Source organism: Massilia sp. W12, assembly GCF_037300705.1.
GTDB lineage: Bacteria > Pseudomonadota > Gammaproteobacteria > Burkholderiales > Burkholderiaceae_D > JACPVY01.
On sequence record NZ_CP147776.1, the window covers coordinates 5,482,920 to 5,494,196 of the forward strand.

Annotated in this window: 12 protein-coding genes; 5 read left to right on the forward strand and 7 right to left on the reverse strand. The window is 58.4% G+C overall.

What is annotated here, in order from left to right:
- The first annotated feature begins 279 nt into the window (after positions 1–279).
- Positions 280–1,116 (forward strand): HAMP domain-containing sensor histidine kinase, encoded by an 837-nt coding sequence (locus tag V8J88_RS22565; protein ID WP_338846516.1) that lies wholly within the window; start codon positions 280–282, stop codon positions 1,114–1,116.
- Here V8J88_RS22565 and rarD read toward each other — a convergent pair whose 3' ends face one another.
- Positions 1,117–1,992 carry an EamA family transporter RarD gene (rarD, locus tag V8J88_RS22570; protein ID WP_338846517.1) on the reverse strand — a complete coding sequence of 292 codons (876 nt, stop codon included), beginning with the start codon at positions 1,990–1,992 and terminating at the stop codon, positions 1,117–1,119.
- 96 nt (positions 1,993–2,088) lie between these two features.
- Here rarD and V8J88_RS22575 point away from each other — a divergent pair, with 96 nt between their 5' ends.
- The 3 genes from V8J88_RS22575 (at position 2,089) to V8J88_RS22585 (ending at position 4,207) form a co-directional block, all read left to right on the forward strand.
- Positions 2,089–3,174, forward strand: a complete 1,086-nt coding sequence (locus V8J88_RS22575; protein WP_338846518.1) for a hypothetical protein — start codon at positions 2,089–2,091, stop codon at positions 3,172–3,174.
- Between the two features lie 10 nt (positions 3,175–3,184).
- The gene (locus tag V8J88_RS22580; protein WP_338846519.1) at positions 3,185–3,835 is read left to right on the forward strand and encodes an ATP-binding cassette domain-containing protein; all 651 of its coding nucleotides are present in this window, start codon (positions 3,185–3,187) and stop codon (positions 3,833–3,835) included.
- Positions 3,836–3,943: 108 nt separating this feature from the next.
- The gene (locus V8J88_RS22585; RefSeq protein WP_338846520.1) at positions 3,944–4,207 is read left to right on the forward strand and encodes a DUF1902 domain-containing protein; all 264 of its coding nucleotides are present in this window, start codon (positions 3,944–3,946) and stop codon (positions 4,205–4,207) included.
- Between the two features lie 478 nt (positions 4,208–4,685).
- On the opposite strand, the gene V8J88_RS22590 is transcribed toward V8J88_RS22585, so the two are convergent.
- The 6 genes from V8J88_RS22590 to V8J88_RS22615 all read right to left on the reverse strand — a co-directional run bounded on the left by V8J88_RS22590 (position 4,686) and on the right by V8J88_RS22615 (position 10,877).
- A complete protein-coding gene (locus V8J88_RS22590) occupies positions 4,686–5,546 on the reverse strand; it encodes a 2OG-Fe(II) oxygenase (protein ID WP_338846521.1) in 861 nt (286 codons plus the stop codon).
- A 19-nt stretch (positions 5,547–5,565) separates the two neighbouring features.
- Positions 5,566–7,698: an efflux RND transporter periplasmic adaptor subunit gene (locus V8J88_RS22595; protein ID WP_338846522.1), complete on the reverse strand. Its 2,133-nt coding sequence runs from the start codon at positions 7,696–7,698 to the stop codon at positions 5,566–5,568.
- 32 nt (positions 7,699–7,730) lie between these two features.
- Positions 7,731–8,711 carry a hypothetical protein gene (locus V8J88_RS22600; RefSeq protein ID WP_338846523.1) on the reverse strand — a complete coding sequence of 327 codons (981 nt, stop codon included), beginning with the start codon at positions 8,709–8,711 and terminating at the stop codon, positions 7,731–7,733.
- A 59-nt stretch (positions 8,712–8,770) separates the two neighbouring features.
- Positions 8,771–9,484 (reverse strand): tail fiber protein, encoded by a 714-nt coding sequence (locus V8J88_RS22605; protein WP_338846524.1) that lies wholly within the window; start codon positions 9,482–9,484, stop codon positions 8,771–8,773.
- A 188-nt stretch (positions 9,485–9,672) separates the two neighbouring features.
- Positions 9,673–10,389, reverse strand: coding sequence for an aspartyl/asparaginyl beta-hydroxylase domain-containing protein (locus V8J88_RS22610; protein WP_338846525.1), 717 nt, complete (start codon positions 10,387–10,389; stop codon positions 9,673–9,675).
- A gap of 2 nt (positions 10,390–10,391) precedes the next feature.
- Positions 10,392–10,877, reverse strand: a complete 486-nt coding sequence (locus V8J88_RS22615) for a GNAT family N-acetyltransferase (protein WP_338846526.1) — start codon at positions 10,875–10,877, stop codon at positions 10,392–10,394.
- Between the two features lie 84 nt (positions 10,878–10,961).
- Between V8J88_RS22615 and V8J88_RS22620 the strand changes: the two genes are divergently transcribed.
- Positions 10,962–11,276, forward strand: a complete 315-nt coding sequence (locus V8J88_RS22620) for a hypothetical protein (RefSeq protein ID WP_338846527.1) — start codon at positions 10,962–10,964, stop codon at positions 11,274–11,276.
- The last annotated feature ends 1 nt before the right edge of the window (position 11,277 follow it).

Consider the following 11,277-nt stretch of genomic DNA (forward strand, 5'->3'; position numbering starts at 1 on the left):
AAACAGGCCAGCCCGGACTGGCCACCCGGCTGCGCTGTGCGCAGCATGAATGTCAGCGCGGTGCGCCAGGCTGCCTTGCGGAGGAAGATTCAATTGTCGCCGTCCTTCTTGCCCCGTCGCTGGCCATGCCGCGCCGCATTTGCCCTTACTGTCATGCTGTGCAGCGCGGCTGGCGCACATGATCTGGCGGGCGTTCAATATGCGCCGGCGCCTTGCGCCGGTTTGTTGTGCGCGGCTTGTTGCGCACATTGTTATTCCTATTTGTGGCTGGATTTTTTGTTGCTGCTGCTGGCGCTGGGGGCCTGCCTGCTGTGCTGGTGGCATACGCGCAGCGCATGGCGGCAAATGCTGTCTTTGCAACAGGATTTACAGCGCCTTGAATGGCAATTCGAGCGTTTTTTGCAAGAAGGGCTGCAACCTGTGAATCAGCCTTTGCGCCTGCTGCAAGAGGCCAGCCATGATTTGCGTGCGCGCTTGCATGCGGTGCAAATGCTGGCCTGGCAATTGCAGCTGGAAAGCCCGGCGGCCTGCGGCGAAGTGTGGCGCAAGCTGTTGCGGGCGATTGACGGGCTGCAGCAATTCACCCGCCAATTCCTGCAGTTTTCCCGTTTGCAGCATGGTTTGCCTGCGCTGGAAATGCAACGTTTTCATTTGCAGGATGTGTTGCAGCAATTGGAGCTGGAATTTGAGCAAGTCGCGCTGGAAGCCAATTTGCGTTTGGATTTGCGCGCCTGCGATGTGTGGCTGGAGACGGATCGCGAATTACTCTTGCGCACCCTGGAAAACCTGCTCGGCAATGCGCTCAAGTTTGCGCGCCGGCGCATCTTGCTGGCGGTGCGGCGCCGGCGCAGCGGGCTGTGGATCGAAGTGCGCGATGACGGCCCCGGCATTGCGCCGGCGCAAAGGGAGCAGATTTTCGCCGCCTTTTCCCATCAGCGCGCCGGCAATCCGGATGGGGTGGGATTGGGTTTGTCGATTGTGCTGCGTTTATTGCAAGCGCTGGGCGGACGGCTGGAATTGCAATCCCATCCGGGGCGCGGCAGCCTGTTCCGGGTCTGGCTGCCGCTTTCCTGCGTCAGCGCGGCCCCGGCGCCTGCGTATGAAGACAGCAGTTAATCAGGCCGCGCTGCGGTGCTTGTGCCAGAATCCCTCCGCCGTATACAAGGCCAGCGCGCTCCAGATGATGGCGAAGCCGATAAAACGCGGCAGATTGAATGCCTCATGGAACAGGAAGATGCCGAGCAGCAGTTGCAAACTGGGGCCGATGTATTGAAACAGTCCCAGCATGGAAAGCGGAATACGGCGCGCGGCCGCAGCAAACAGCAGCAGCGGAATCGCAGTGATCGGGCCGGCCAGCGCCATCCAGATTTGCGTTTCAGCGCTGACTTGCATGAATGAGTTTTGCGCATGTGCGCTGAGCCAGGCTAAATACCCCAAGGCCAGCGGCAGCATCAGCATGGTTTCTATGCTCAAGCCTTCGAGTGCGCCGAGCGGCGCGGTTTTGCGCAACAAACCATAGGTGGCGAAACTGCCGGCCAGACACAGCGCAATCCAGGGCAGATGGCCGCCTTGCACGGTCAGCCACAATACACCGCAGGCGGCCACGCCGATGGCCGCCCATTGCGCCGGGCGCAAGCGTTCTTTCAAGAGTAAAAAGCCGAACATCACATTCACCAGGGGATTGATGAAATAGCCCAGGCTGGACTCGATCACATGGCCATTATTCACGGCCCAGACATATAAAAACCAATTGAACGCCAACAGCGCAGCGCTGCAAAAGAAGGTCAGCATGGTTTTGCGATTGCCCGCCACCTCGCGCAGCCAGCTCCAGCGCCGCAGCGCGCCCAGCACCAAGAGCACGAATAAGAGCGACCACAGCATGCGATGCGCCAGCATTTCCAGCGCCGGGATTTGCTGCAATTGTTTGAAGTAAAGGGGGAATAAGCCCCAGCAGAAAAATGCTGAAGCGGCATACAGCATACCTTTGCGCATGGTGGGTTCCGGCTGTCTATCGAACAAGGATTATGACGCTGATCCGTAATTTCTGCCGGGCAGGGGAGAAATGCAATTCCGGCTTATACTGCCTTCATGCTTACTTATTTCACCCCATCCGATCCCTGGCTGCGCCTGCGCGTGCGGCAAGCGGCGCGGTCTTTGCAGCAAGCCATGTTGAGCGCACGCGAAAGCGCCCTCATGATTATGCTGTTGGCCAGCTCGGTGGCGCTCTCTTTGATTGCCTGTTTTTCTGTCCCTTTGCTGTATGCCGCCACGCTGCCGTGGGAGCAGGCGCTGGGCGTTTGGCTGGCTTTTCTGTTGCTGCAATTAAGTCCTTGCTGGTTGTTGCGCAGCCATTTGTTGCCCGCTGATTTGATGCAATGCGCGCGCCGCTGGCCATTGCCGGCGGCGGCGTGGTGGCGCGCCCATCTGCTGCTGGCCGGGGCCGGCGCGCTGCTCTGGCTCGCGCTGTCCATGTTGTCGGGCGCGCTGCTGGCCTGGTATGCGCCGCCCTGGCTCGGGCCGAGCTGGCCGCGCGGGGTGTTGTTGCTGGTTTCCAATCTGCTCGCCGCCTGGCTGCTGGCGGCGGCGCTGCTGCAAGCGCGCTGGCGCAATTACCTGCGCGCGCCGGCGTATGCGCGCCCCGCTTTGCTCAGTCCTGCGCGCCTGCAGCAATTACCTTTGCGTATGCGTTTGCTGTATTTGCTGTGGTGGCTGCCATCCTGGCGGCTGGCGGGCCGGCCCGCTTTGCTGCTGGGCGGATTCTGGTTGCTGGGCGTGGCGGCGCTGGTGTTGTGGCGCAGCGGCGTGGCGCCGCAATTGGCCGCGCTGCCTTGTGTGCTGGCCAGCGCCGCCTTTTTGCTGCAAGCAGACCGCAGCTTGCAATTCGTGCGTCAACAGCAAGCGCGCTTGCAGGCGCATTTGCAGCGCTGGCCGCAAGCGGCGCCCGGTTTAGCGCTGAGTGCGGCTTTGCTGTCATTGACGCCGGCGGCCTGTCTCTGGCTGGGTGCGGCGTATTGGCTGCCCGCGCAGGGGGCCAGTGTCACTTGGCTGGCGGCAGGCGCGCTCAGTCCTTTGCTGAGCGCATGGCTGCAACCGGAAGCGCGCGGCAGGGTCGCTTTATTGCTGTTGAGTTTGTGTTTGATGGGCGTCAGCGGCGCGGAAATCGCTGCGCATTGAGGGAGTTGGCATGCTGGAATTGCATCACATCACGTTCCACTATCCGGGCCGCAGCATATTCCTCGGCCTGGACGCCGCGTTTTCGCCCGGCATCCATTGGCTGCAGGGGGAAAACGGTTGCGGCAAAAGCACCCTGCTGAAATTGGCCGGGGCCGGTTTGCAGCCGCATGCGGGTGAGTTGCGCTGGCAGGGCATATCCAGCAAAGACGGCCAAGCCTGGCGCGCCCGGGTTTTTCTATGCCAGGGCGAGGCGGTTGAATTGCCCTGGTTGCAGGCGCAAGAGTGGCTGGAATTGCATCTGAGCCTGTATTGTGACGCCGCGACGCGGGCGGCGACGCAAACCCGCTTGCACGCCATGTTGCAGATGTTCGGCTTGCTGCCGGTATTGCGTCAAAATCTGGAAAGCCTGTCCCTTGGGCAGCATAAAAAATTGCAACTCTCACTTGCTTTAGCGCTGCCGGTCAGCGTGCTGCTGCTGGATGAACCCCTGAACTCGCTGGATGTGCAGGCGCGCGCCCTGTTGCTGCAAACCTTGCGCGAACAGCCGCCAACGCGCTGCATTTTGCTGACCAGCCATCTCAGCCCGGATTTGCCGATGGCCGGGGTTTGGCGTTTGCAGACGCAGGAGGCGGGGCATGCTTTATTGCAGCGTTTAGAATGAAAGCGCATTATTCTGTAGGCTGACACGCATCTCTACTTCTGCCTTAAAATCCGGACCTTAGCAGGTCAGAATAGTCAGGCTATACTTTCACTATTCGAGGAGAATAATATGTACAGAGTTGGGTACCCATGTTGGCGATTGCTTGCTCAGATTGGTGTTCCATTAAAACTGAGCGTTGATGTGCATCATGACAAAGAAGCAGGCCTTTTTATCGCCACTTCAAGCGATTTAAAAGGCTTGGTCTGCGAAGCGGCAACCATCGATGATTTACTAAAAGAAGTGAATGCAGCAACGTCTGAGCTGCTTGATCTGGAGTTGCATGGCAAGCAAAGCCCATTGCGCGCCACAGATTTGCGACTACGAAACATATGAATGGCTTTTATAAAGATGTCATTGCGATCTTGAGTGCAAACGGTTTCAGTTTTATCAGAAATGGTAAGGGGTCGCATGAAATTTGGGGAAAAGGGGCGATTCGCGTGACAGTGCCGTTCAACTGTGGATCCAAATTCACCGCCAATGCCATCATGAAAGCATGCAAGATTGATCATAAGTTCTGATGCTTAAAAGCCTTACCAGCTCCTTTCATGCATTTGCATATTGCATTCATCTGATAGCATCCTCTTTGCCGGCCAAATTGTGAATTGGCGGGCAAGCGGCGTATATCAAGCTGGTCATGTTTTTCTGATGCGCGATCAAAGCAGGGGAGTGGTTCGGCAGCGGAGCGAATGCTTTTTCCCTTTATGAAAACAGAAAAAGCAAACCTCCACTGACTCTGCTGAAATCACTTCAATTGCCCGTCCGCCGCGCGGAGCTATTGCAAGCCTTGCGCACGATGTCAGCTTGCCGCCACTCAATACTGCCGCTCGCGCAACCACTTGGTGGCGATTAACTTGGTTCCGCCCATGACCGGCATGCCGGCGTGCAAAGTCAGTTTGTCCGGCACGCCAAACGCATCGACATTGCAGAAAAACACCGCGCTGCCCTTGGCCGGCGGGGTTTGCAGGCCAATCGCCGGGAAAGAAGTGCCGCCGCCTTTTTCCACATCGCTTAAATACATCACAATCGTGGCGTAGCGCTGGCCGCCATGCTGTAAATGCTTGCGCGGGCCGCTTTGTTCCGGGTCAAACCAGTCAAAATGGGCGCGGTATTCATGCCCGACTTCATAGCGCAAAATTTGCATACCCTCGCCATTTTCCACCGGCCAGTTGACCAGGCTGGCCAAGCGCTGCTCAATGCGCGCCACCAGCTCAGATTCGCCACGTTGCAACATCGCGCCCCGGCTGGTGCGGTGTTCGTGCAAGGCATTGCTGCCGGCCACCATATCCACCACCGGCGAAGGCGCCATGCGCTCGGCGCAATACGCCACCAGGGCGTCACACTCTTCATGCGATAAGAGATTGCCGATCAAGACCACGCGCGGCTGCTCCATACTCATCAGCACCCGCACCTGGCGCCCGTCGATTTCCAGCAGATTCCCGCTGGTGTCGATTTCCGGGCGCGTCACCAGCGTATTGCCGCCCGTCTCAGCCGTTGTTTCGTTTGTATGCTGTCCCAGTTCTGCGGCAATGCGGGCAATCGCGCTGCGCGCCACATTCGCCGCAAAGCCGCCATCGCGCACCATCAACATCGCCATGCCTTGCGCATCGCAACCGCGTTGCAGATTTTCCTTAATCCAATCGCGCCACGCCTGTGGCATTACATCCTGCTGCATCTTGCTCTTCCTTTGCCTGTCAAAAGCCGCTTTCGCGCACCAGTACGCCAGCGATTCTGCGCCCCCATTGCCAAAGCGGGCTGCTGTTTTCCCCTTCGATTTCAGCTTGCGCCGCAATCACTTGCGGGGCCAGGCTGAGATCCTCTTGCACTTCCAGTGTAATCCGGTACAAGGCATCATTCGCCAGCGCCTGTCCCTGTTCGCCGGCGCGCGCCGCCAGCGGGCCGCCATGGGTGGAGGCCAGCATCAATGGTAATTGCCGGCTCGGGGTTTTATCGATATCCACCACGCGCGCTGCTAAGCGCCGCGTATCGGCGCGCCGCAGCAAAATATGCGCATTGGCGCCGATGGCGATGCGCGCCACGTCCGCCTCTTCCACATACACCTGGGCGCGCCATGTGCGCCCGTCCACCAGCTGCGCCAGGGTGCTGTGCGCATTCAGCCAGCGTCCCGGATACAAACCCGGGGCCAAGTCCATAATCTGTCCCTGATGCGGGGCTTTGATGCGCAAGCGCTGCTGTTCTTCCAGATTGGCGCTGAGCATGGCTTGCGCTTGCTGCAATTCCTGGCTCCACAAAGCCTGCCGCTCCAGCAGTGCGGGATTGCCAATCGCGCGCTCCAATTGCGCCTGCAAGCCGGCGATGCGCGCCTGCAGCGCTTGTTCCTGCGCCAGCAATTCCGGCGCTTGCAGCACAAACAAGAGTGTGCCGGCGGCGACCTGTGCGCCGGGTTTGACCAGCACTTGTTGCAAGCGCGCCGGGCTGTGCGGATACAAGCGGGTATGTTGCGCCGCCTGCAGCATGCCGGGTGCGCTGATCTGACTGCGCCAGGGCAGCGCCAGCACAATCAAGCAGCCGCCGCCCAGCAGCAGACTGAGCCACACGCGGCGGCGCCGCCAATGCGGGCGCAGTTCGCGCCAGGCGCGCATTTCCTGCCACAAAGGACGCAAGACAAACCAGCCGATTTCCACTGCAAACAAAATCACCCCCGCCAGTTTGAAAAAGAAGTAATACACCGCCACCGCGATGCCGATGAACAAAACCAGCCGGTACAGCCAGGTCAGCCAGGCATAGGCAATCAGCCAATTTTTTTTGTGCTCCAGCTGTGCTTCCGGGACAGGCATGTCCACCCCCAACAGCCAGCGCCGCAATTGCCAGCGGCCAAAGGCGAAGGCGCGCTCATGCAGATTCGGCAAATCCACTGCATCCATCAGCAGATAATAACCGTCGAAGCGCATGAAGGGATTCAAATTGATGGCCAGGGTGCTGATCCAGGTCACTGCCGCCAGCAGATAGGCGGCGCTTTTCAAGCCGCCTTCGGGCAGGATGCTCCAGAGCAGGGCGGCGAGGCCGGCCAACAGCAATTCGGCGATGATGCCGGCGCCGCCGATGGCTAAGCGCGCGCGCCTTTGTTGCAATTTCCAGCCTTCCGAGGTGTCGGTGTACAACAGCGGCCATAACATCATGAACGCCACACCCATGGTCGGCACGCGCAGCCCGTAATATTTGGCGACATAAGCATGCGCAAATTCGTGCAGGGTTTTGGCCAGCGCCAGCGCCAGGCCGTACAGCAAAACGCCCTGCCAGGAAAAAAAGTAGAGAAAGGTGGCGGAAAACGCCGACCATTGATCCAGCACGCGCGCTGCACCCAGCAAGCCCAGCCCCGCCGCCAGCCATAAAAAAGCGGGACGGAAGATAAAGCCGAGCGCGGGGATGGTGGCGACTAAAAATTTTTCGGGACGGATCAGGGGAACCCGGAAAAACAGATAGTGGTGCAAAAACCATTGCCAGATTGAGAGCTTTTGCTTTTCGCTGAATTGATACAAGGCCTTCCGCATGGCTGGCTGGCTGCTGCTGAGCAATTGATTCAGATTTAAGAATTGCAGCAGCGCTTGCACATCGTCGAGGCTGGCGGCAAGCGGGGTGTCCGCGCTGATTTCATCCGCCAGACTTTGCGCCTGACGCCCGGCGCGCCAGCGCGACAGCATTTCAAACTCCAGCCAGCCGATGCGGAAAAAGCGGTTGCGCACCGCGTCGTACAAGTGCCAGGCTGGCGCGCCATCCATGCCGCGCGGCGCGCTTTGTAATTGCAAATCTTCGCGCAGGGCGGGCAGCTGCACGGCAGCGGGCGCATGCGAAATTGCGGCGGACATGGTGTTGGCAGTCTCAGGCGAAAATAGTCATTCTAAAGCAAAGCGGGTGTTTGGCGGCTGATCCGCCAATCTTCCAAGGCCTCATACGCGGCTTGCAGCGCAGGCGGGGCCGGTGCGGTGCCGTGCGGATCGCCTTGCCAGGCTTGGCCGTGCTTGGCGTGGCGCGTGCTGCGTTCCTGTAATTGCGCCAGCTGCCCAGGCTCCAGCGCGATGCGCCAGGCCGGCAGTAAGTTGTCCCACAACAAATCCGGCAGCTGGCGGTAATTCAGCAATTGCAGTTCGCCGGCCTTGGCATGCTGTAAGGCGCGGTGGAACAGCTGCTGCAAAAACCAGGCGGGCCAGGCTTGGTATTCAACATCACAGGAAAATCCCAGGCGCTGCGATGGCAGCAGGCCGGGAATCATTTGCGGCCCGCGCTGGCGCATATGGGAAGCCAGCACTTGTTCCGGCGTGCGGTAGAGGAAATATTTGGGGCAGTCCGGCAAAGCCTCCTGCAGGCGGGCAAAGTCGAACAGATGCCAGCAATCAGGTTTCAGAATGGCATATTTTTCCTGTGCAAAGCGGCGCTGCATCAAGGCCTGTAAAAGCAATTGCAGTAAGGCGGGGGGCGCGCCATGATGCAGCGCGTGCAAACCATGTTCCAGCAAAGGCGCTTCAGATAGTGACAAACACTGGGGCAAACACGCCAGCAATTGCATCAATAATGTCGAGCCGCAGCGTGAGCTGTGAAAAATGATCGCAGCGGGTGACAGGCTGACTCCGCTTTGCAGCAGGCGGCGGGATTGTTCCTGGCTGGTGTGGCAGAATTGCCGCTGTTCGATCGGCTGGGCCTTGAATTCATCGGCAAAGAACGGTTGTTGCAGACGTTGCGCGCCAATCCAGCGCCAACTCAGTCCCAGTTCCGGGGTCAGCGCCACCGGTAGCCAATGGCTCAGATTGTCGATGTTTGCAAGCTGCCGGCCACGCTCTAAACGCGCTTGCGTTTGCGCAATCGGGGACAGATATTCGATCACGGGATATTTCAGTCAGACAGGCTGCAAGCGCTGCTGACAGCGCTTGCAGCAATCGCCGCTTAGTTGCGGGACGGGAAGATGCCTTCAGTGGCGCAGATATAGTTCAGGCCGATGTAGGGCTGCATGATCGAAATCGGATTCACCACAATTGCCACCGGAGCGGTGACCGCCTGGCCCAGGCCGGTATTGGAATTGGTGATCCCCCCGGTCAGGCTCGGCGTGCCGGAGACCGTGGTGGTGACGCCGCCCAGCGTCACAGGATTGGTTTGCGCCGTGCCGGCTGGCAGATAAATTGCAGCGCTGGCGGCGGTTGGCGGGCTGCCGACGGTTGAAGTCAAGGTGCTGTTGGCGGCCGCGACAGTCGCACCGCCGCTGGTGGCGGTGCCTACGCTGATCGTGGTGGAGCCGGAAAGTCCGCTCATCGAGACAGCCAAGGTTGAGGTCGCAGTGTGCGTGTGAGACGGTAAATTATTGACCGACAGCGTGAAATTGGTGGAGCCGGTGGCAATCGGGCTGACGTTATTCGTGCCGGCCAATTGGCCTTGCACAACATTTTGCAAACCCGGGCCTTGCGCTTGCGAGCCGACAATGGTGCGGCCACGGCAATCTGGAATGCCAAAGGTGACACGTCCATCGCCGCCATAGCGGGTGCCGAATAAGGCGAACAAAGCCGAATTATTCGAAATGTTCATCAACTGCCCATTGCAAAACACCCAACCACGCGGGGGATAGTCAAAACCAACTGCGAGAATCGTGCCAATAAATGCTTCCATGAGCTTCACTCCTTTGCTGAGGTGATTAATTTCCCATCCTTGGCGGTTGGGCTTGTTCATGTTGCGGGCGCTTTCCGCTGCAAAAGCGAAGCTCATTCTGCCACAGTTGGCAACAGCAAAAACCTCTGTCCCTGAAAAATAATCTTGCCTTGAACGATCCTTGGCAGAAACACAAATGCAGCGACAGGTCACGCTTTCCTGCTGGCAACTTTTTGTTGTAATTGCACAATCAACTGCTGTGCCGCCGGACTCGGGTTCTGCATTAACTCGGAAATTACCTGTTGTATGTTGGCGTCATTAATTGCGGCATCGCCATATTCCGGGGCTGGATTCGGCTGCCAGCCTGCTGACGTAAATAATGTGCGCAGCCACGCATTCGGGACGCAATCCAGGACTAAATGAATGCGCTCATGCGGGCTGCCATTATGCGCCGCATGCAGACAATTCGCGTTCATATACCAGCATTCGCCAGCGCCAAAATGCACTGTTTCTCCATCAATTTCAAACAGCACGCGGGGATCCGTGAAGATTGGGACATGTAATCGCGCAACGCCATCCTCAAAGCCGCCGCCAGCGTCCCGGTGTGGCAGGATGCGCGCGCCAGCCGCCAGGCTCATCAGTCGCACCGCCAGCTTGTCGCAAGCAAACGCCGCTACTGCGTGCGCCACAGCCGGGCATTGTTGCAGCAATGGCGTATCCATAAAGTCTGCCTCAGCGCTGGCGAAAATGTTTCCGCTGTCGCCATTCGCGGCGCGCAGCGGCAAGCATTCCCAGCGCCCCTGGTGCGCGGTGTTGTTGTAATGCTGTATCCACTGCAACCGGCGCAGCCGCTGAACATCCTGCTGCAATGCCGCCACATTAAATTGTTGCGGCAAACGCAGGCAACGGGTGCTTTGGGCTTGCATCTTCAAGCCGCCTTGCGCCAGATCATTTGCGCATGCACCCTGTCTGAGCGCGTGACTTTGAAATTCAGGCGCTCATACAGCCGGCGTGCGCCTGGATTCACGCCGAATACCGCCAAACTGACGCTATTGTCAAGGTTGCCGGCATGCGTCATCACGGCTTGCAGCACTTGCCGCCCCCAACCCTGATTGCGCCTTTGCGGCATGATAGCGATATCAATCACACGCCAATCGCTACCGTTATAGTCCACAATCAAGCGACCGATTTTTTCCTCATCCAATAAAATTGTCCATTGCTTTGCCCCGGGATACACATCGCGCAATCCGTTTTCCTGCACCACCTGTTGCATTTCAATCACTTCGACCAATTCTTGCGGCGAAACCGGCAAATTTTTCAAATCATCTCGCGTGGTGGCGTACAACTGTTTGAAGAATGGCTTATCGTCTTCTTGCGCAAGGCGCACTGACAAAGGGGCGCTAAGTTCAAACATGCAATGTCCCTCCATTGGTTCAAGAATCGCTTATGATGCACGCAAAGCTGGGCGTTAAGCAACTCAACCACTGGAGATGACGAGATGGAGTTGGATATATCCGTACAAACCTTTGCAGCGCATACTGGCAGTACTTTTTATGCACAAACCCTGGCTGGCGAAATTCCACTGCAGCTGATAGAAGTGAGTCCTTTGCCGCGCGGCGCGCGCCCGGCATATCTGCGTGATCCCTTGATCCTGATTTTTCAAGGCCCGGATACGCCAGCGCTGTTGCAGGACAACTACCCCCTGCGTCATGAGGCGCTCGGCGAATTTGTTTGGTGTCTGACACCGATCGCAGGGCCGATTCCCGTCATTGCGCCAAATGAAAAGAGGCAATATCAGGTGATATTTAATTAGC